A 19752-nucleotide genomic window follows, 5' to 3' on the forward strand; every position below is an offset into this window, starting at 1 on the left:
TTGCGGGAGAGGGTGGCGAGACCGAGCGACAGCGAGGTCGAGCCGGGTGAGGGGCTTCCAAGAGCGTCGCATTTCACCCCTCACCCGCCTCGCGATCTGAAGATCGCTCGGCACCCTCTCCCGCAAGGGGAGAGGGAAGAAGAGGGCCGAGCCGATCATCCGAAATTTGTACAACAGGGCTTGGTGGGGGGGCTGAATGCCTGAGATTCCGCTCGGCGAACTCGCCGCTCTGGCGGCCGCGCTGCTGGCGGCCGGCATCGTCACCGGCCTGATGGCCGGCCTGTTCGGCGTCGGCGGCGGCGCCGTCATCGTGCCGGTGCTCTATCAGGTGTTCGAGGTGCTGGGCGTGCCGGAGGAGGTGCGGATGCACCTCGCGGTCGGCTCCTCGCTCGCCATCATCATCCCGACCTCGATCCAGTCGTTCCGCGCCCATTTGAAGAAGGGCGCGGTGCGGCTGGACGTGCTCAAGGTGTGGGCACTGCCGGTGGTGGCCGGTGTCGCGGTGGGCGGCGTCGTTGCCGCGCACGCGCCGGCACTGGTGCTGAAGCTGGTGTTCGTGGGGGTGGCCACCACCATCGTCATCAAGACCTTCGCCGGCCGCGACGACTGGCGGATTGCCGACGATTTGCCGGGGCGGACGGCGCTCAGCTTCTATGGGTTTGGCATCGGCATCGCCTCGACCCTGATGGGCGTCGGCGGCGGCGCCATGGCCAACATGGTGTTCGCGCTCTACAACCGCTCGATCCACAGCGCGGTGGCGACGTCGTCGGGCCTCGGCGTGCTGATCTCGCTGCCCGGCGCGCTGGGCTACATCGTCGCCGGCTGGCCGAAGATGGCGATCCTGCCGCCATTCTCGCTCGGTTACGTGTCGCTGATCGGCGTCGCCATGATTGCGCCGGCCGCGGCGCTGGCGGCGCCCTATGGCGCGCGGCTCGCCCACCGCCTGCCGCGGCGCAAGCTGGAGATCGCCTTCGGCCTGTTCCTCACCGTGGTCTGCCTGCGCTTTTTGGCCGACATCCTGATTTGAACCGGGGCGACGACGGTTGCCGCAGCCGTCCTCGACGTTCACGCGGGTTGAACCTTGCGCGTCAGCTTTCCGGCCGGCCGCGCATCACCATCTTGTCGCCGCGCACCTCGAAGGAGTCGAGCCGGCTGAGGAAGGTCATGCCGAGCAGGCTGACCTTGAGCTTGTTGCCCGGCTCGGCGACCAGCGCCGGCACCTTGCGGGCGACGATGCCGCCGACCGAGAGCTTCTCGATCACCACCGAGGCGGCCCTGGTGCGGCCGCCGGCGGTCTCCACCGGCACGTCGTAGCGCAGGAAATCGAGCGGCAGGCCGGCCGCCCGCGCGGCATCGAGCGTCAGCACCACGGCGGTGGCGCCGGTGTCGACGATCATCCGTACCCGCTTGCCATTGAGCTCGGCGGGCACCGAGAAGTCGCCGCCGGACCCGCGCTTGACCTCGACGCGCGGCGCGTCGCTCCGCCCGGCCTGGACGATGTCGGGAATGCTCTCGCCCAGCAGCTTGTGGGCCAGCGCGGCGATCTCGATCCGGTAGGTGTAGCCGAGCGCCATCACGGTCAGGAGCCCGACCCAGACCAGCACGGTGCGCATCACCTCGACGAGCTGGCCGTGATACATGAGGTAGGCGAGGGTGCCGGCGATGGTCACGAGCGCCAGCCGCCAGGACACCCCGGCGAGATCGGCGATTTCCATGCCGGCGATGATGCCGCTTTGCTCGCGGGCGCCGAACCCCAGCACCAGCACCGCCACCGCCGTGACCAGGATGACGAACGGCCGCGACGATTTCACGGCGCGCCCTCGTCGCGCGCGGCGAGGCGCGCCAGCCGCGCCGGCAATTCGCCCATCACCCGCTCGCGCTCGGCCTGGGGCATGGACTTCCAGCCGGCGATCTCCTCGATCGTGCGGCCGCAGCCGGTGCACAGCCGCCACGCCGGATCGAGGGTGCAGACCTTGATGCAGGGGCTGACAAGGGTCATCGGGGTGTCGTCGGGCGATTCCGGAGCAGGCATCGGGACCATAATGGCTCAGGTCGCGACCGCAATCACCGCCCGCTGCGGCGCAGGCGCCCGTAAGCGGCCGCTGATAGCCTGAAAATAGCCGGCGGAAAACCCGCAAATGGATGCGCCGCCGGACCAAGGGGCGTTCGCCCGGCCTCGCCCGCGGCGCCGGCAGACGGCTGCCGCAACCGGTGGCTGGATTGCCCAGCCCGCGCGCCGGCCGCTATAGGTCGCGCCACGCTGGCGCCGATCGCGCCGCCGGACAGCGCATTGGCCGTCACGATGATGCGTGTCCGGCCCGCAACGCCTGCCCACACCCCTTCGCAGGGCCCCGCGAGCCGCCGCCGCGCCGCCCGCCCGATCGCCCTGCCTCACGCCCCGGAGCCAGACCCATGTCCGAACGTTCGTCCGAAGCCGCCGGGCCCACCGGCCTTCCCTTCGACGACATCCGCCGCCTCGTCGCCCAGATGCCGGGCCCGGACGAGCAGGCGGTGGCCGCCATCCGCGCCCGCGACGCCGAGCTGACCAAGCCGCCGGGCTCGCTCGGCCGGCTGGAGGCGCTGGTCGAGTGGCTCGCCGCCTGGCAGGGCTCGACGCGGCCGATGGTCGAGCGGCCGCTGGTGGCCATCTTCGCCGCCAGCCATGGCGTCACCGCCCGCGGCATCTCGGCGTTCCCGGATTCGGTCAACCGCCAGATGCTCGACAATTTTTCGGCCGGCGGCGCGGCCATCAACCAGCTTTGCGCCACCTACGGCCTGGGGCTGAAGGTGTTCGACCTCGCCATCGACCAGCCGACGCCGGACATCTCGTCCGAGGCGGCGCTGAGCGAGCCGGCCTGCGCCGCCACCATGGCCTATGGCATGGAGGCGATCGCCGGCGGCATCGACCTGTTGTGCGTCGGCGAGATGGGCATCGGCAACACCACCATCGCCGCGGCGATCTACCACGCCCTCTATGGCGGCCAGCCGCAGGATTGGGTCGGCCCCGGCACCGGGCTCGACCAGGAGGGGGTGCGGCGCAAGGCGCAGGTGATCGGCGAGGCGGTAGCCCGGCACCGGGCCGGCGACGGCGACCCGCTGGAGGTGCTGCGCCGGCTCGGCGGCCGCGAGGTGGCGGCGATCGCCGGCGCCATCCTGGCCGCCCGCCACCAGCGCGTGCCGGTGATCCTCGACGGCTTCGTCACCACCGCGGCGGCGGCGGTGCTGCACGCGATGGATTCGCATGCGCTCGACCACTGCCTCGCCGCCCACTGCTCGGCCGAGCCGGCCCATGTCGAGGTGCTGCGCCGCCTGAACAAGACGCCGCTGCTCGATCTCGGCATGCGGCTGGGGGAGGGCTCGGGCGCGGCGATCGCCGCCGGCATCGTCAAGGGCGCGCTGGCCTGCTGGCGCGACATGGCGACGTTCGAGTCGGCCGGCGTCGCCACCAAGGGATCGTGAGACGAGTTCCATCCGCGTCATCCCGGCCGAGGCGTCAGCCGAGAGCCGGGATCGTCCTTCCCGGTTTTCGTCATCCCGGACGGCGCGCAGCGCCGAGCCGGGATCGTTCTCCGGAAAATGTCCGTATTCTGCAAACGGTCCCGGATCGCGGGCCTTCGGCCCTTGTCCGGGACGACGACCCGAGTGGCGTCATCCCGGCCGAGCGTCAACCGAGAGCCGGGATCGTCCTTCCCGGTTTTCGTCATCCCGGACGGCGCGCAGCGCCGAGCCGGGATCGTTCTCCGGAAAATGTCCGTATTCTGCAAACGGTCCCGGATCGCGGGCCTTCGGCCCTTGTCCGGGACGACGACCCGAGTGGCGTCATCCCGGCCGAGCGTCAACCGAGAGCCGGGATCGTCCTTCCCGGTTTTCGTCATCCCGGACGGCGCGCAGCGCCGAGCCGGGATCGTTCTCCGGAAAATGCTCCCATCCTGCAAACGGTCCCGGATCGCGGGCCTTCGGCCCTTGTCCGGGACGACGACCTGAGTGGCGTCATCCCGGCCGCGGCGAAGCCGAGAGCCGGGATCGTCCTTCCCGGTTTTCGTCATCCCGGACGGCGCGCAGCGCCGAGCCGGGATCGTTCTTCGGAAAATGTCCGTATTCTACAGACGGTCCCGGATCGCGGGCCTTCGGCCCTTGTCCGGGACGACGACCTGAGTGGCGTCATCCCGGCCGAGGCGTCAGCCGAGAGCCGGGATCGTCCTTCCCGGTTTTCGTCATCCCGGACGGCGCGCAGCGCCGAGCCGGGATCGTTCTTCGGAAAATGTCCGTATTCTGCAAACGGTCCCGGATCGCGGGCCTTCGGCCCTTGTCCGGGACGACGACCCCATTTCGGCCGTCTGCCTTGACAGCGGCCTGATCCTCATAAAGATATGTTTATGTCTTTAGAGGTGATGGATGGCCGAGCCGCTCTCGTTCCAGCAGGCGCTTGAGGGCCTCAAGGCGGCCGGAGAGGCGACGCGGCTGCGCCTGCTGCTGCTGCTGGCCGAGGCCGAGCTGACGGTGACCGAGCTGGTCGACATCCTGCGCCAGTCGCAGCCGCGCATCTCCCGCCATCTCAAGCTCCTGGCCGAGGCGGGCCTCGTCGAGCGCTTCCGCGAGGGCGCCTGGGCGTTCTACCGCAAGGCCGGGCGCGGGCCCGGCGCGGACGCCGCCGACGCGCTGCTCGGTCTGGTCGATCCCGCCGATCCGGTGGTGGCGCGCGACCGGGTGCGGCTCACCGAGGTGCGTGCCGCCCGCGCCGCCGCGGCGCAGGCGCATTTCGCCCGCCTCGCGCCGGAATGGGACCGCATCCGCTCCCTGCACGTCGCCGAGGAGGCGGTGGAACAGGCGATCGTCGAGGCCGCCGGCACCCAGCCGGCCGGCACGCTGCTCGATCTCGGCACCGGCACCGGCCGCATGCTGCAGCTTCTGGCGCCGAAGGTCGGCCATGCCGTGGGGCTCGATGCCAGCCCGGCGATGCTGGCCATCGCCCGCGCCAATCTGGAGAAGGCCGGCATCCGCAACGCCGAGGTGCGCCAGGGCGACTTGTTCGCGCCGCCGTTCGTGTCGGCCTCCTTCGACCTCGTGGTGGTGCACAGCGTGCTGCACTATCTCGACGACCCGGCCGGCGCGCTGCGGCAGGCGGCCTCGCTGGTGGCGCCGGGCGGCCGGCTGCTGGTGGTCGATTTCGCCGCCCACACCCAGGAGTTCCTGCGCAGCGAGTTCGGCCACCGCCGCCTCGGCTTCGCGCCTTCGGAGGTGGCGGGCTGGATGCAGGCGGCCGGCCTCGACGTGATCGCCGAGCGGGCGCTGGAGCCGCCGGGCGGCGAGGGCGACAAGCTCACCGTTCTGTTGTGGGTCGGGCGCGATCGGCGCGCCGGCCGCGCCGAAGACCGAACCCGCGAGGTTGCGTGATGACTCTTTCTTCCTGCCGCCCCTCCCGCTTCGTGGGCGGCCCCGGCATCTCGGTGTCGTTCGAGTTCTTTCCGCCCAAGACGGCGGAGATGGACGTCCAGCTCTGGGACTCGATCACCCGGCTGGCGCCGCTCAGGCCCGCCTTCGTGTCGGTGACCTATGGCGCCGGCGGCTCGACGCGCGAGCGCACCCACGCCATCGTCAAGCGCATCGTCGAGGAGACCGCGCTGAAGCCGGCGGCGCACCTCACCTGCGTCGCGGCGACGCGCGAGGAGATCGACGAGGTGATCGGCGCCTATTGGGCGGCCGGCGTGCGCCACATCGTGGCGCTGCGCGGCGACCCGCCCGCCGGCCCCGGCACCGCCTACGCGCCGCATCCCGGCGGCTACGCCCATTCGACCGATCTCGTCGCCGGCATCAAGAGGATTGCCGATTTCGAGGTGTCGGTGTCGGCCTATCCCGAGAAGCACCCCGAGAGCGCCTCGATCGAGGCCGATCTCGACGTGCTCAAGGCCAAGGTGGAGGCCGGCGCCAGCCGCGCCATCAGCCAGTTCTTCTTCGACAACGCCCACTTCCTGCGCTACCGCGACCGTGTTGCCGCCCGCGGCCTCCACATTCCCATCGTGCCGGGCATCCTGCCGGTGATGAACTTCAAGCAGGCCAAGAGCTTCGCCGAGCGCTGCGGCACCGAGGTGCCAAGCTGGATGGCCCGCCGCTTCGAGGGGCTCGACAACGATCCCCGGACCCGCGAGCTGATCGCCGCGGCGGTGGCGGCCGAGCAGGTGCTCGATCTGGTGGACCACGGCGTCACCGAGTTCCATTTCTACACCATGAACCGCGCCGATCTGGTCTATGCCATCTGCCACCTTTTGGGCCTGCGGCCGGTATCGGCGCAGGCGGCGGCGTGAGCCTTCCCATATAATGGGGGCAGGAATTCGGGAGATCGCCATGGCCGAGCCGGACAATTTGGTGCTGTCGCTGTTGCGCGAGATGCGCGGCGACATGTCGAGTATGCGGGCAGAGATGGCCGCGGGCTTCAAGTCTGTCGAGTCAGGGATCGCTGATCTCGAAAAACGGATCGACAGCGTCAAGCAGGCGGCGTTCGGCGAATCCGTGCTCGGCCGCTACGCCGCCGCCGAGGTCGAGGACCGGCTTGCCGAGATCGAGCGCCGCCTCGCCGCGCTCGAAACGCGCACCTGACCGGGAGCGGATCCGCCATGGAGCAGCGCCTCAGCCTCGTCACCCTCGGCGTCGCGGACCTTGCCCGCGCACAGGCGTTCTATGAGCAGGGCCTGGGCTGGGTGCGCGCCGACGTGCCGGGCGAGGGCATCGCGTTCTACCAGCTCGGCGGCATCGCGCTGGCGCTCTATCCGTGGGACGCGCTGGCCGAGGATGCGCAGCAGCCGCCCGCGCGCGGCGGCTTTTCCGGCATCACGCTTGCCCACAATTGCCGCTCCACCGCCGAGGTCGATGCCGTGCTCGCCCGCGCGGTCGCGGCCGGAGCGAAGCTCGTCAAGCCGGCCCAGACTGTGTTCTGGGGCGGCCATTCCGGCTATTTCGCCGATCCCGACGGCCATCTCTGGGAGGTGGCCTTCAATCCCTTCTTCCCGCTCGCTGCGGATGGTGCCCTCGCACTGTCCCAGCCGGCTCCCTAGAGTTCAGCCCATGCCCGACTCTGCCGCTCCGTCACTCGCCCGCGTCCGCCTCAACGAGGCGGCGCGCGAACGCATCCTGGTGCTCGACGGCGCCATGGGCACGATGATCCAGCAGCTCAAGCTGACGGAAGACGACTTCCGCGCCGAGCGCTTCAAGGACTGGCCGCAGGATCTGAAGGGCAACAACGACCTGCTCAATCTGACGCGCCCCGACGACGTGCGCGCGGTGCACCTTGCCTATTTTCGCGCCGGCGCCGACATCGCCGAGACCAACACGTTTTCCTCCACCACCATCGCCCAGGCCGACTACGGCATGGAGTCGCTGGCCTATGAGCTGAACCGCGAGGGCGCCCGCCTCGCCCGCGAGGCGGCCGACGCCGCCGAGGCCGAGGACGGCCGGCCGCGTTTCGTCGCCGGTGCGCTGGGGCCGACCAACCGCACCGCCTCGATCTCGCCCGACGTCAACAATCCCGGCTTCCGCGCCGTGACCTTCGACGATCTGCGCACGGCTTACGCCGAGCAGGTGTTCGGCCTCCTCGACGGCGGCGCCGATCTGCTGCTGGTCGAGACCATCTTCGATACGCTCAACGCCAAGGCCGCGGTGTTTGCGATCGAGGAGGTGCTGGCCGAGCGCGGCCGCGACGTGCCGGTGATGATCTCCGGCACCATCACCGATCTGTCGGGCCGCACGCTCTCCGGCCAGACGCCGACCGCCTTCTGGTATTCGCTGCGCCACGCCCGGCCGTTCTCGATCGGGCTCAACTGCGCGCTGGGCGCCAAGGAGATGCGCGCCCACATCGCCGAGCTCGGCCGCATCGCCGATACGCTGGTGTGCGCCTATCCCAATGCCGGCCTGCCCAACGCGTTCGGCCTCTATGACGAGAGCCCGCAGGCGATGGCCGCGCTGGTCGGCGAGTTCGCCGAGTCCGGCCTCGTCAACATCGTCGGCGGCTGCTGCGGCACCACGCCCGACCATATCGCGGCAATCGCGAAGGCGGTTTCCGGCAAGCCGCCGCGCGCCGTGCCCGAGATCGCGCCGCTGCTGCGTCTTGCCGGGCTTGAGCCGTTCACGCTCACGCCCGAGATCCCGTTCGTCAATGTCGGCGAGCGCACCAACGTCACCGGCTCGGCACGCTTCCGCCGCCTCATCAAGGAGGGCGACTACGCCACCGCGCTCGCGGTGGCGCGCGATCAGGTGGAGAGTGGCGCCCAGGTGATCGACGTCAACATGGACGAGGGCCTGCTCGATTCCGAGGCGGCGATGGTGACGTTTCTGCACCTCGTCGCCTCGGAGCCGGACATCGCCAAGGTGCCGGTGATGATCGATTCGTCCAAGTGGACGGTGATCGAGGCCGGGCTGAAATGCGTGCAGGGCAAGCCGATCGTCAACTCGATCTCGCTGAAGGAGGGCGAGGCCGAGCTCCTGAAGCGCGCCGAGACGCTGCGCCGCTACGGCGCCGCGGCCGTGGTGATGGCGTTCGACGAGACCGGCCAGGCCGACACCTTTGAGCGCAAGATCGGCATCTGCCAGCGCGCCTACGATCTCCTCACCGCCCACGGCTTCCCGCCCGAGGACATCATCTTCGACCCCAACGTGTTCGCGGTGGCCACCGGCATCGAGGAGCACGCCAATTACGGCGTCGATTTCATCGAGGCGACGGCCTGGATCCGGAAGAACCTCAAGCACGCCCACGTCTCGGGCGGCGTGTCGAACCTGTCGTTCTCGTTCCGCGGCAACGAGCCGGTGCGCGAGGCGATGCACGCGGTGTTCCTCTATCATGCCATCAGGGTTGGCATGGACTTAGGAATCGTCAATGCCGGCCAGCTCGCGGTCTATGACGACCTGCCGGCCGAGCTGCGCGAGGCCTGCGAGGACGTGGTGCTGAACCGCAACCCGGAGGCGACCGAGCGGCTGGTCGCGCTGGCCGAGCGCTTCAGGGGCACGGGTGGCGCAGCCGTCAAGGAGGCCGACCTGTCGTGGCGCCAGCAGCCGGTCGAGAAGCGGCTGGAGCATGCGCTGGTCCACGGCATCACCGAGTTCATCGAGGCCGACACCGAGGAGGCGCGTGCTGCGGCCGCGCGGCCGCTGCACGTCATCGAAGGCCCCTTGATGGCCGGCATGGGCGTGGTCGGCGATCTGTTCGGCGCCGGCAAGATGTTCCTGCCGCAGGTGGTGAAGTCCGCGCGCGTGATGAAGCAGGCGGTGGCCTATCTCATGCCGTTCATGGATCGCGAGAGGGCCGAGGGCGGCAGCACGGAGGGCGCCTCCGCCGGAAAGATCGTGCTCGCCACGGTGAAGGGCGACGTGCACGACATCGGCAAGAACATCGTCGGCGTCGTGCTCCAGTGCAACAATTTCGAGGTGGTCGACCTCGGCGTGATGGTGCCGGCGCAGAAGATCCTCGACGCCGCGCGCGAGATGAAGGCCGACATCATCGGCCTGTCCGGCCTCATCACGCCTTCGCTCGACGAGATGGTGACGGTGGCCACCGAGATGGAGCGCCAGGGCTTCGAGGTGCCGCTGATGATCGGCGGCGCCACGACCAGCCGCGTCCACACCGCGGTGAAGATCGCCCCGCAATACGAGAAGAGCCAGGCGGTCTACGTCACCGACGCCAGCCGCGCCGTTGGCGTCGCCGCCTCCCTGCTCAATCCGCAGACGCGCGGCAGCTATATCGCCGACCTGAAGTCGGAATACGCCAAGATCGCCGAGGCGCACGCGCGCGGCACCATGCGCAACGAGCGCCTGCCGATCGATGCGGCGCGGGCGACGCCGTTCCGGCCGGATTTCGCGGGCTACGCGCCGCCGCGGCCGGGCTTCCTCGGCACGCGGGTGTTCGAGGACTACGATATCGCGGCGCTGGTGCCGGTCATCGACTGGACGCCGTTCTTCCACGCCTGGGATCTCAAGGGCCGCTATCCGGCGATCCTCGACGACGCGAAGGTCGGGCCGGCGGCGCGCGCGCTGTTCTCCGACGCGAAAGCCATGCTGGCGACCATCGTCGCCGAGAAATGGCTCACCACGAAGGCGGTGGTCGGCTTCTGGCCGGCCAACCGCATCGACGACGACATCATGCTGTTCCGCGACGACACGCGCTACCTGCCGCTCGCCACGCTGCACACGCTGCGCCAGCAAATCGCCCGCCGCGACGAGACGCGCGCCCACACCGCGCTCGCCGATTTCGTGGCGCCGCTGGAGAGCGGCCTGCCCGACTATGTCGGCGGCTTCGTGGTCACGGCGGGCCTGGGCGAGGAGGCGCGCAGCAACGCCTTCAAGGCCGCACACGACGACTATTCGTCGATCATGCTCAAGGCGCTGGCCGACCGGCTGGCCGAGGCCTTCGCCGAGCACCTGCACCTGCGCGTGCGCCGCGAACTGTGGGGCTATGCGGCCGACGAGGCGCTCAGCCCTGAGGATATCGTCGCCGAGCGCTATCGCGGCATCCGCCCGGCGCCGGGCTATCCGGCCCAGCCCGACCACACCGAGAAGGCGACGCTGTTCGAGCTTCTTGGCGCCGAGCGGATCGGCGTGACGCTGACCGAGAGCTTCGCCATGTCGCCGGCGGCCTCGGTGTGCGGGCTCTATCTGGCCCATCCGGAGGCGCATTATTTCGGCGTCGCCAGGATCGAGCGCGATCAGGTGGAAGATTACGCCCGCCGCAAGGGCTGGAGCGTGGAGGAGGCCGAGCGCTGGCTGGCGCCGGTGCTCGCCTATCAGCCCGGCCTGCGCCGCGCCGCGGCGGAGTGATACCAACGGCCGCGAAAGCGGACCGTTGGTTCCGGTCGCGGATTTTCGCGAAATCTTTGATTTACCAAAAGAAAATCCGCGAGAGTCAACGGCCCCACGCGTCAGCGTTTGGGGCCGTTGGTATGAGGCCAGCCGGCAGGCTCCCAAAACGCATCGGCCGGGGCAGGAGACCCCGGCCGTGGTCGAGATTCATTGGGTTGGAGTTCGAGGTCGGATTTGTCCAGTTTGCCGCGGAACCGCGCGACACGACACAAGCATCAGATCATGCGCAGAAGAATGGCGCCGATGAAGGCGAAGGCCACTCCCGCAGCCAGGACGTTCAGCTTGTAGGCGATGTCCACTAGGCACCTCCCGTTGCTCATATGGAGAAAAGCTAACAGGAACGGCCGGGCCGCCGAAACGAATTCATCGCTGCAGCGCCGCGCGCGACATTACAATAATACCATCATTGTGACGGGGTGATTCGGCAAGTCGCTGGGATCAGCCACTGTTTCTTTTTTGCAACGCACAAACGAATTATGAACGATCGGTGAAGGCCGGTGGCCATGTCGCGGACGGCAACGCGACGAGGAGAGAGACATATTCCATCCTGGCGTGGTGACGAGGCCGGGTGAGAACCCGTCATGCTGCCGTTGACTGCTATGGCACTTGGTGCTACAAAAACAGCGCGGTCCGTTTGGGCCGGTCTAGGTTTTCAGGTCTCATTTCGAATGAATTATACTTCAGAGGATTTCAATGCGGACTTTCAAGACGAAGGAATTCGCTAAGGACGCAAGTCGAAATGATGTACCAGACACGGCGTTGTTCGAGGCGGTTTCTCGCGCCGAGGCGGGGCTGATCGATGCGGAACTCGGGAAGTTTCTGATCAAGCAGCGTGTTGCACGCACCCGATCCGGCCGGTCGCGAGGGTTCCGGGCGATTGCGGTCTTCCGGAAGAATGATCTGGCAGTCTTTGTGCATCTCTTCGGGAAGAACGAGAAATCGTCGCTGAGCCCAGCGGAGGAGAGCACGTTTCGCGAAGCGGCGAAGATCATTGCGGCTCTGCCCAAGGACAAGATCGCCGCCCTGGTGGCCGCCGGAGAATGGATCGAGTTGAACAATGAATAGTGGGGCAAAATATCGCAGCCGGCCGCTGCGCTCCATTCATCAGGCGATGGCCGGACTCGAGCGCGTCGGCGCGGTCGATAAGGAGACGATGCGGAACTTCGACGTGGCCTGCCTGACTCCGGTCGACGACCTGACGCCGAGCGACATCCGGGCGATCCGAGAGGTGGCCAATATGAGTCAGGCGACCTTTGCTCTGGCTCTCAATGTCACCTCATCGCTGGTCAGCAAGTGGGAGCGCGGCGAGAAGAAGCCCAGCGGACCGTCGCTGAAGCTGCTGTCCTTGGCCAGCAAGAAGGGAATCGACGCCATTCTTTGACTCAGGTCACGATAGGTGTCCCTGGCAGCTTGGCCTTGCGGCGGTGGTTGAGGATTCGTCAACGGAATCGTCGGCATTCTCCGCGCCATGTCGCGAGTCATTCCCCGCATCGTGGTGGCGGCCGTCGTCGCCAGCGTCGTCGCCGGCTGCGGGCTGCGCATGTTCGAGCAGCGCGAGCCCTGGCGCACGCAAGCCGAGGTCGCCTGCCTCTCCGAAGGGCTGGTCAAGCCGAGCGACCATGTGCGGCCGGTCTCGGAGATCGACGGGGAAGGGGCCTGCGGCATGACCCGGCCGTTCAAGGTATCGGCCTTCGCCGACGGCTTCATCGCGGTGAAGCCGCAGGCGACCCTGGCCTGCCCGATCATCCCGCAATTGCAGGCGTGGGTGTCGGAGAGCATCCAGCCCGCGGCGATGCGCTGGTTCGGCCAGCCGGTGGTCGAGATCCGGCAGATGTCGTCCTATTCCTGCCGCGGCCAGAACGGGCAGGCGGGCGCCAAGATTTCCGAGCACGCCTTCGGCAATGCGCTCGACATCGGCTCGTTCAGGCTGGCCGACGAGCGGGTGATCTCGGTGCGCGACCACTGGAGTCGCGGCACGCCGGAGGAGAAGGGGTTCCTGCGCGAGGTGGCCGGCGCCGCCTGCAAGCGCTTCACCACCGTGCTCGGCCCCGGCTCCAACATCTTCCACTACGACCACATCCATGTCGATCTGGCCCGGCGCAAGTCGCGCGACATCTGCAAGCCCGGCGTGCTGCCGACCGGGCCGTCGCCGGCCGACCTGATCGTTCGCAAGAATCTTGACCTCAACAAGAACCCTGACATCAACAAGAGCGCCGACCTCAGCCGGAGCCCCGTCCTCGGCGGCAGCGCGGCGGCCGGCCGGCCGGATGCGATGCCGACCGGCGCGATCCGCCAGAGCGCGCTGCCGTCCCTGCGGCCGATCGATCCGCAGTCGATCGACGAGTCGATGCCCGGCGGCCGGATGCCCACCGCCATCCCCGGCTCGGACTGAGCGGCGCCGTCATTCCCGGCCGAGGCAAAGCCGAGAGCCGGCGTTGTCCGCGTCATCCCGGGCAAGCGGCGTCAGCCGCGCGACCCGGGATCGCTTTCCGGATATGCCACCTCGTCCTGATAACGGTCCCGCGGGCCTTCGGCCCTTGCCCGGGACGACGACCTCTCCTCGCGCGTCATCCCGGAGCAAGCGCGAGCGAGCATCCGGGATCGTCTTCAAGAAAGGGCGCCTCTGTCTGATAACGGTCCCGGCTCGGCGCTGGCTGCTCCGCATCCGCGCCGTCCGGGACGACGTGATGACGGCGCGCGGGTCAGAACAGCCCGAACATCTTGGCCGGATTGGTGCGGGTGTCGGCGGGCTTGTGCTCGACCGGCGGCACCAGCGGCACCGGCTCGTCCACCGGCGGCAGCGCCGACATCACCCGGCTGGCCGGGAAGGTGACGATCACCTCGGTGCCCTCGCGCACCTTGGAGGCGAGCGTGAACGTGCCGCCGTGCAGGTCGACCAGGCTCTGGACGATCGGCAGGCCGAGGCCCGCCCCCTGTTCGGCGCTCTTGATCGCGTTCGAGCCCTGGCCGAACGACGACAGCACCACCGGCAGCTCGTTCTCAGGGATTCCGGGGCCGTTGTCCTTGACGGTGAGGTACTGCCCGCCCGAGGCCGTCCAGCCGACCTTGAGGCAGATCTCGCCGCCCTGCGGCGTGAACTTGATGGCGTTGGACAAGAGATTGAGGGTGATCTGGCGCAGCGCGCGCTCGTCGGCCCACAGCGCCGGCAGGTCGGTCTCGTAGAGCTCGGTGATGCGGATGCCGCGCGTTTTCGCCCGCATCGACAGGAGCCGCACGCAATCCTCGGCCACCGCCACCAGCGGCACCGATTCCTCGTTGAGCTGGTAGCGCCCGGCCTCGATGCGCGACAGGTCGAGGATCTCGTTGATCAAGGTGAGCAGGTGCTGGCCGGAGGCGTGGATGTCGGCGGAATATTCCTTGTAGGTCGCCACCTTGTGCGGGCCCAGCACCTCGGTCTTCATCACCTCCGAGAAGCCCAGAATGGCGTTGAGCGGCGTCCTGAGCTCGTGGCTCATCTGCGCCAGGAAGCGCGACTTGGAGACGTTGGCCGCCTCGGCGCGCCGCGCCGCCTCGTCGGAGCGCGCCTTGGCCTGTTCCAGCTCGCCGATCAGCGCCTCCTTTTCGGCCCGCGCCTCCAGCATCGCCAGGGCGTTGGCGTGCAGGTGGCGCGCCAGCGCGTAATAGTAGATCTGGCCGGCCGCGGCGATGGCCGCCAGCACATAGTCCTGCGGCCGGCCCGAGGTGGCGTAGATCGTCACCAGCGCCACGGTCACCGGCAGCGTGCCGGCGATCGCCGCGCTCGGCAGTCCGGCCGAGAGCATGTTCAGCACGGTGGCGAACAGCAGCATGGCGAACAGGATGAACTCGCCGGCGCCCGGCATGTCGCTGCCCTGAAGCTGCGCGACCGGCAGCGCCCAGGACACGGCGAGCAGAAAGTCGAGCCCGCTCAGCAGCATACGGGTGCGCCGCACGCGAGCCGGGCCGGCATCCGAATCGACGAACCTGCGGCAGACGAGGATGGTGATGCCGTGGATCGCCAGCACCAGGGCCGTCCACGCGGCGGCCGCGAGCGGCCCGCTCCACATCGCCGAGGACAGGCCGACCACCACGATCAGCAGCAGCATCGGCAGCGCCGCCGTCAGCCGGCTCTTGGCGAACAGCCGCGTCAGCTCCAGGTCGAAGGCCGGGCGGGTGCCGGTGGTCGAGGTCAGCCGGTCGCGGGCCTCGCGCACGCGCCGCGCCGTGGCGCGCCGCCGTTCGTTCGCGGCGCGCACGGCATCGTCCATCTCGCGCCGCTCCGAACCGGTCGCCGTCACCGCGACTTCCCCACCTCGCGCATGAAGCGAGACTGAACGAAGATGGTTAAGGCGGCCCTGATGGATATGGTTAACGCCGTCGCCTTCGCCGCAACACGGCGCGAGGGGACGTTAACGCGGGGGGCGGTAATCTCGGCGCATGGCTCTCCGATTCACCCGCCGCTGGCCGCTGCCGCTCGATATCGCCGGCGCGCTCGTTCTCGCGCTCGGCTTGGCCTGGCTGGGCACGCAGGGCCGTGCACCCATCTGGTCCGGCGAGCAGGAGGTGTCCGGCGTCGCCCGCGTGGTCGACGGCGACAGCCTGCGCATCGGCAATGCCGAGATTCGCCTCTACGGCATCGACGCGCCCGAACGATCGCAGACCTGCGAGCGCGACGGCCGGTCCTGGCCCTGCGGCGAGGCCGCCCGCCGCCGGCTGGCCGATCTGGCCGAGTATCGCCTGGTTCGCTGCAAGGTGCGCGACACCGACCGTTATCGCCGGGCGGTATCGGAGTGCGAGGCCGGCGGCGCCGACCTTGCCCGGCAGATGGCGCTGGACGGGCTGGCGGTCGCCGAGAGCGGCTATTTCGTCGAGGAAGTGCGCGCCCGCGTCAACGGCCGCGGCCTATGGGCGGGGCAGTTCGTGCGGCCGTCGGAGTGGCGGCGGGCCCATCCGCACCGGCCGCATTGATGCGGTCTCGGGTCGATCCCCTCCGGAAGCCGGACGGGGCCTTGCCGGAAATCCTTGTTCAAAAAGGAGATTTTCGGAGACCGGGCGGCGAAGCCCCGGCTTGATCGGCCGGATTTCGCATGAACCCGCCCGGCCCCTTTACGGACGGCGCGGGACGCACCATCTTGCGGTCATGAGACAGGGCTATCTTCTGATCGGCTTGGTGGCCGCGACGATCATCATATCCGCCATCCTGTTCACGACGAATCCCGACATGGCCGAGCGCTATGGCGAGATGCGACGATCCGTGACCCTGAGCGAGGACGTCCAGAACGTCATCATGGCGCTGATCGCGCTCGGCATCGGCGGCTATCTCGGCTGGCATTATCTGAAGCGCGATTGAACGCGATCGGGGTGCGCAATCTTGTCTGCGCGCGTCCCCGGCTTCCGTCGTTTAAGACCACGTCACACGAAAGCCGGTCACCGCGGCCGGCGTTTTGCATTTCGCATCAGGAGGACCCCATGTCTGTCGCCGCCGATCGGGTGCGCGCTGCGCTCGCTGCCATCCGCACCCCGGACGGACGCCCGCTGACCGAAGCGGGCGTGCTGTCTGACATCGTCGTCACGGACGGCAAGGTCGCCTTCTCCCTCACCGTCGCCGCCCCGCAGGTCAAGGCGTGGGAGCTGGTGCGCCAGGCTGCCGAGGTCGCGGCCAAGGCGGTGCCAGGCGTCGCCGACGCCTTCGTGGCGCTGACCGCCGAGCGCGCCCCCGGCCACGAGCGGGCGGCCAGCGCGCCCGCGCCCCGGCCGGCGGCGGCCCCCGGCATCCGCAGCCAGGGCATCCCCAACGTCTCCCACATCATCGCCGTTGCCTCCGGCAAGGGCGGCGTCGGCAAGTCGACCACCGCGGCCAATCTGGCGCTCGGCCTGCAGAGCCTCGGGCTCAAGGTCGGCGTGCTCGATGCCGACATCTACGGTCCGTCGATGCCCAAGCTGCTCGGCATCCATGGCCGGCCGGACATGGCGAGCGGCCGCATGCTGCGTCCGCTCGACGGCTTCGGGCTCAAGGTGATGTCGATCGGCTTCCTCGTCGAGGAGGACACGCCGATGATCTGGCGCGGCCCGATGGTGATGAGCGCCATCACCCAGATGCTGCGCGAGGTCGAGTGGGGCACGCTCGACGTGCTGGTGGTGGACATGCCGCCGGGGACGGGCGACGCCCAGCTCACCATCGCCCAGCAGGTGCCGCTGGCCGGCGCGGTGATCGTCTCGACGCCGCAGGATCTGGCGCTGATCGACGCCCGGCGCGGCATCGCGATGTTCAAGCGGGTCGACGTGCCCTGCCTCGGCATCGTCGAGAACATGAGCTATTTCCTGTGCCCGAACTGCGGCACCCGCTCGGACATCTTCGGCCATGGCGGCGCGCGGGCGGAGGCCGGGCGGCTCGACGTGCCGTTCCTCGGCGAGGTGCCGCTGCACATGGCCATCCGCGAGACCTCCGATTCCGGCCGCCCGCTGATGGCGTCCGAGCCGCAGGGGCCGCACGCGGGCATCTACCGCGCCATCGCCGAGCAGGTGTGGGGCCAGCTCTCCGCCGGCGCGGTGGGGCAGCCGGCGCCGCGCATCGTGATCGAGGCGTGATACGGTTTCCGGTCGATCCCTTCGGGATGCCGGAAACGGTCTCGCCGAAAACCCTTGTTCGGAAACGGGATTTTCGGCGATCGGAATACGGCTCGAAGGCCCTGTGGGCCGGAAACCGTATGATCCTTCCAGCCAAGGCGCGCCGGCCGGGAAAAACCGAATTGCCGCAAGGGGATATGGCGGGTGGCCGGGCCCGCTGCCGCGGGCGCGCGAGCGATTCCATTTTGCCGAACATGGGATAGAGTGCGCCCGGGGCTTGGGTGGGGCTTGGGAGCACGTTTCGCGCCGGCCGGTCCGGCGCGAAGGGACAGAGATATCCATAATGATGGGAGGTCCGGCCGGCGTGGCCGGAGTCCGCATGTCGCCGATTCGTCCGCAACGCCGGCACAGGCCGGTCGATGCGGTTTCCGGACGATCCCTTCGGGATGCCGGAAACCGGACAACGAGGCGCCCTGAGTGAGGAGAAACGAGAAGATGGACCGCCGCCAATTCGTGAAATCCGCCGGGATTGGAGCCGCCGCCTCGGCTTCGCTTGCCGCCCCGGCGATCGCCCAGTCCGCCCCGGAGGTCAAATGGCGCCTCGCCTCGAGCTTCCCGAAGTCGCTGGACACGCTGTTCGCGTCCTCGGAAGTGTTCGCCAAGGCGGTCGCCGAGATGACCGACAACAAGTTCCAGATCCAGGTGTTCGCCTCCGGCGAGATCGTGCCGGGCCTGCAGGCGCTGGATGCCACCACCAACGGCACCGTCGAGATGTGCCACACCGCCTGCTACTATTATCTCGGCAAGGATCCGACCTTTGCGCTGCTCACCGGCATGCCGTTCGGCCTCAATGCGCGCATGGCCGATGCCTGGTTCACCCATCTCGGCGGCAATGAGCTCGCCAATGACTTCCTCAAGAAATACAACGTCATCGGTTTCCCCGGCGGCAGCACCAACGCCCAGATGGGCGGCTGGTACCGCAAGGAGATCCGCGACGTCGCCGACCTGCAGGGCCTGAAGTTCCGCGTCGGCGGCTTCGCCGGGCGGATTCTCTCCAAGCTCGGCGTGGTGCCGCAGCAGACCGCGGCCAGCGACATCTACCCCTCGCTGGAGAAGGGCACCATCGACGCCGTCGAGTGGGTCGGCCCCTATGACGACGAGAAGCTCGGTCTCTACAAGGTCGCCAAGTACTACTATTACCCGGCCTGGTGGGAAGGCGCCTCGATGATCCACAATCTCATCAATCTGGAGAAGTGGAACGAGCTGCCCAAGTCCTATCAGGCGGTGGTGCGCACCGCCTCGGCCATGCAGAACGACTGGCTGGGCTCGCGCTACGACTCGCTCAATCCGGGGGCGCTGAAGCGCCTCGTGGCGGCCGGCACGCAGCTCCGTCCGTTCCCGCAGCCGGTGATGGAGGCCGCCTACAAGGCCGCCAACGAGGTCTACGCCGAGGTGACGGCCGCCAATCCCGACTTCAAGAAGATCTATGACAGCGTCGTCGCCACCCGCGCCGACCAGTATCTGTGGTGGCAGGTGGCCGAATACACCTACGACACCTTCATGATCCGCACCCGCGCCCGCGGCGGCTGACCGGGTCTCCGTCGCCCCGGGCAGGCGGCTTCTGCCGCGCGACACGGGATGGTGGGGTGAGACCGTCGCCCCGGGCAAGGGCCGAAGGCCCGCGACCCGGGCGTGAAGGTCGGGTTGTCGCCCCGGGCAAGGGCGCACAGCGCCCGCGACCCGGGGCCGTCCTCCGGAAAGGGGGGTCTTGTTCTGCACACGATCCCGGGTCTCGGCCGGATGCTCCGCATCCCGCCTCGCCCGGGATGACGCGGCCCGGAACTGTCGCCCCGGGCAAGGGCGCACAGCGCCCCGGGGCCGTCCTCCGGAAGGGGTGTCTTGTTCTGCAGACGATCCCGGGTCTCGGCCGGATGCTCCGCATCCCGCCTCGCCCGGGATGACGCGGCCCGGAACTGTCGCCCCGGGCAAGGGCGCACAGCGCCCCGGGGCCGTCCTCCGGAAGGGGTGTCTTGTTCTGCAGACGATCCCGGGTCTCGGCCGGATGCTCCGCATCCCGCCTCGCCCGGGATGACGCGGCCCGGAACTGTCGCCCCGGGCAAGGGCGCACAGCGCCCCGGGGCCGTCCTCCGGAAGGGGTGTCTTGTTCTGCAGACGATCCCGGGTCTCGGCCGGATGCTCCGCATCCCGCCTCGCCCGGGATGACGCGGCCCGGAACTGTCGCCCCGGGCAAGGGCGCACAGCGCCCGCGAGCAACTGTCATGCGGCTTTTGGGTCTCGCCAGGGTTTGTTGTCTCGAATCATGGCGTTGAGGATGGTCAGGAGCTTTCGGGCGATGGCGATGAGGGC

The 19752-nt window shown here is 68.9% G+C and carries 17 protein-coding genes; 14 read left to right on the forward strand and 3 right to left on the reverse strand.

The annotated features are described in order from the left end of the window. Positions 1–196 precede the first annotated feature (196 nt). Entirely contained in the window at positions 197–1027 is an 831-nt protein-coding gene (locus tag F1193_RS11455) for a sulfite exporter TauE/SafE family protein (protein ID WP_150097838.1), read from the forward strand. 61 nt (positions 1028–1088) lie between these two features. Here F1193_RS11455 and F1193_RS11460 read toward each other — a convergent pair whose 3' ends face one another. Next, the gene (locus F1193_RS11460; RefSeq protein ID WP_150097840.1) at positions 1089–1811 is read right to left on the reverse strand and encodes a retropepsin-like aspartic protease family protein; all 723 of its coding nucleotides are present in this window, start codon (positions 1809–1811) and stop codon (positions 1089–1091) included. After that, positions 1808–1999, reverse strand: coding sequence for a DUF1289 domain-containing protein (locus F1193_RS11465; protein ID WP_150097842.1), 192 nt, complete (start codon positions 1997–1999; stop codon positions 1808–1810). The genes F1193_RS11460 and F1193_RS11465 overlap by 4 nt, the downstream gene beginning before the upstream one ends. Positions 2000–2412: 413 nt before the next feature. Here F1193_RS11465 and cobT point away from each other — a divergent pair, with 413 nt between their 5' ends. From cobT to F1193_RS11510, 9 genes are all read left to right on the forward strand, one after another. After that, the gene (gene cobT, locus F1193_RS11470; RefSeq protein WP_150097844.1) at positions 2413–3459 is read left to right on the forward strand and encodes a nicotinate-nucleotide--dimethylbenzimidazole phosphoribosyltransferase; all 1047 of its coding nucleotides are present in this window, start codon (positions 2413–2415) and stop codon (positions 3457–3459) included. 936 nt (positions 3460–4395) lie between these two features. After that, complete coding sequence (locus F1193_RS11475; RefSeq protein ID WP_150097846.1) at positions 4396–5394, forward strand: metalloregulator ArsR/SmtB family transcription factor; 999 nt, start codon at positions 4396–4398, stop codon at positions 5392–5394. Further along, positions 5394–6302 carry a methylenetetrahydrofolate reductase [NAD(P)H] gene (metF, locus tag F1193_RS11480; RefSeq protein ID WP_150097847.1) on the forward strand — a complete coding sequence of 303 codons (909 nt, stop codon included), beginning with the start codon at positions 5394–5396 and terminating at the stop codon, positions 6300–6302. The genes F1193_RS11475 and metF overlap by 1 nt, the downstream gene beginning before the upstream one ends. A gap of 40 nt (positions 6303–6342) precedes the next feature. Then, entirely contained in the window at positions 6343–6594 is a 252-nt protein-coding gene (locus F1193_RS11485; RefSeq protein WP_150097849.1) for a hypothetical protein, read from the forward strand. Between the two features lie 17 nt (positions 6595–6611). Further along, positions 6612–7049: a VOC family protein gene (locus F1193_RS11490; RefSeq protein ID WP_150097851.1), complete on the forward strand. Its 438-nt coding sequence runs from the start codon at positions 6612–6614 to the stop codon at positions 7047–7049. Between the two features lie 10 nt (positions 7050–7059). Beyond that, entirely contained in the window at positions 7060–10797 is a 3738-nt protein-coding gene (metH, locus tag F1193_RS11495; protein ID WP_150097853.1) for a methionine synthase, read from the forward strand. A gap of 735 nt (positions 10798–11532) precedes the next feature. Beyond that, positions 11533–11904, forward strand: coding sequence for a type II toxin-antitoxin system RelE/ParE family toxin (locus tag F1193_RS11500; protein ID WP_150097855.1), 372 nt, complete (start codon positions 11533–11535; stop codon positions 11902–11904). Then, positions 11897–12220: a helix-turn-helix domain-containing protein gene (locus F1193_RS11505; RefSeq protein WP_150097857.1), complete on the forward strand. Its 324-nt coding sequence runs from the start codon at positions 11897–11899 to the stop codon at positions 12218–12220. The genes F1193_RS11500 and F1193_RS11505 overlap by 8 nt, the downstream gene beginning before the upstream one ends. A gap of 87 nt (positions 12221–12307) precedes the next feature. Further along, a complete protein-coding gene (locus tag F1193_RS11510) occupies positions 12308–13231 on the forward strand; it encodes an extensin-like domain-containing protein (protein ID WP_150097859.1) in 924 nt (307 codons plus the stop codon). 310 nt (positions 13232–13541) lie between these two features. Here the strand turns inward: F1193_RS11510 and F1193_RS11515 are convergent, their stop codons facing one another. Further along, a complete protein-coding gene (locus F1193_RS11515) occupies positions 13542–15086 on the reverse strand; it encodes a sensor histidine kinase (protein WP_150097878.1) in 1545 nt (514 codons plus the stop codon). Positions 15087–15255: 169 nt separating this feature from the next. Here F1193_RS11515 and F1193_RS11520 point away from each other — a divergent pair, with 169 nt between their 5' ends. From F1193_RS11520 to F1193_RS11535, 4 genes are all read left to right on the forward strand, one after another. After that, positions 15256–15786, forward strand: coding sequence for a thermonuclease family protein (locus F1193_RS11520; protein ID WP_150097861.1), 531 nt, complete (start codon positions 15256–15258; stop codon positions 15784–15786). 172 nt (positions 15787–15958) lie between these two features. Next, positions 15959–16168 (forward strand): hypothetical protein, encoded by a 210-nt coding sequence (locus tag F1193_RS11525; protein ID WP_150097863.1) that lies wholly within the window; start codon positions 15959–15961, stop codon positions 16166–16168. Between the two features lie 119 nt (positions 16169–16287). Next, positions 16288–17406, forward strand: a complete 1119-nt coding sequence (locus tag F1193_RS11530) for an Mrp/NBP35 family ATP-binding protein (protein ID WP_150097865.1) — start codon at positions 16288–16290, stop codon at positions 17404–17406. Positions 17407–17880: 474 nt separating this feature from the next. Then, the gene (locus F1193_RS11535) at positions 17881–18975 is read left to right on the forward strand and encodes a TRAP transporter substrate-binding protein (protein ID WP_150097866.1); all 1095 of its coding nucleotides are present in this window, start codon (positions 17881–17883) and stop codon (positions 18973–18975) included. Positions 18976–19752: the final 777 nt, after the last annotated feature.

It is taken from the genome of Blastochloris sulfoviridis, assembly GCF_008630065.1.
Classification (GTDB): domain Bacteria; phylum Pseudomonadota; class Alphaproteobacteria; order Rhizobiales; family Xanthobacteraceae; genus Blastochloris; species Blastochloris sulfoviridis.

Coding starts and splice junctions, on each gene's coding strand:
- F1193_RS11455 (WP_150097838.1), top strand. CDS start 197: ATGCCTGAGATTCCGCTCGGCGAACTCGCCGCTCTGGCGGCCGCGCTG.
- F1193_RS11465 (WP_150097842.1), bottom strand. CDS start 1,999: ATGACCCTTGTCAGCCCCTGCATCAAGGTCTGCACCCTCGATCCGGCG.
- cobT (WP_150097844.1), top strand. CDS start 2,413: ATGTCCGAACGTTCGTCCGAAGCCGCCGGGCCCACCGGCCTTCCCTTC.
- F1193_RS11475 (WP_150097846.1), top strand. CDS start 4,396: ATGGCCGAGCCGCTCTCGTTCCAGCAGGCGCTTGAGGGCCTCAAGGCG.
- metF (WP_150097847.1), top strand. CDS start 5,394: ATGACTCTTTCTTCCTGCCGCCCCTCCCGCTTCGTGGGCGGCCCCGGC.
- F1193_RS11485 (WP_150097849.1), top strand. CDS start 6,343: ATGGCCGAGCCGGACAATTTGGTGCTGTCGCTGTTGCGCGAGATGCGC.
- F1193_RS11490 (WP_150097851.1), top strand. CDS start 6,612: ATGGAGCAGCGCCTCAGCCTCGTCACCCTCGGCGTCGCGGACCTTGCC.
- metH (WP_150097853.1), top strand. CDS start 7,060: ATGCCCGACTCTGCCGCTCCGTCACTCGCCCGCGTCCGCCTCAACGAG.
- F1193_RS11500 (WP_150097855.1), top strand. CDS start 11,533: ATGCGGACTTTCAAGACGAAGGAATTCGCTAAGGACGCAAGTCGAAAT.
- F1193_RS11505 (WP_150097857.1), top strand. CDS start 11,897: ATGAATAGTGGGGCAAAATATCGCAGCCGGCCGCTGCGCTCCATTCAT.
- F1193_RS11510 (WP_150097859.1), top strand. CDS start 12,308: ATGTCGCGAGTCATTCCCCGCATCGTGGTGGCGGCCGTCGTCGCCAGC.
- F1193_RS11515 (WP_150097878.1), bottom strand. CDS start 15,086: ATGGACGATGCCGTGCGCGCCGCGAACGAACGGCGGCGCGCCACGGCG.
- F1193_RS11520 (WP_150097861.1), top strand. CDS start 15,256: ATGGCTCTCCGATTCACCCGCCGCTGGCCGCTGCCGCTCGATATCGCC.
- F1193_RS11525 (WP_150097863.1), top strand. CDS start 15,959: ATGAGACAGGGCTATCTTCTGATCGGCTTGGTGGCCGCGACGATCATC.
- F1193_RS11530 (WP_150097865.1), top strand. CDS start 16,288: ATGTCTGTCGCCGCCGATCGGGTGCGCGCTGCGCTCGCTGCCATCCGC.
- F1193_RS11535 (WP_150097866.1), top strand. CDS start 17,881: ATGGACCGCCGCCAATTCGTGAAATCCGCCGGGATTGGAGCCGCCGCC.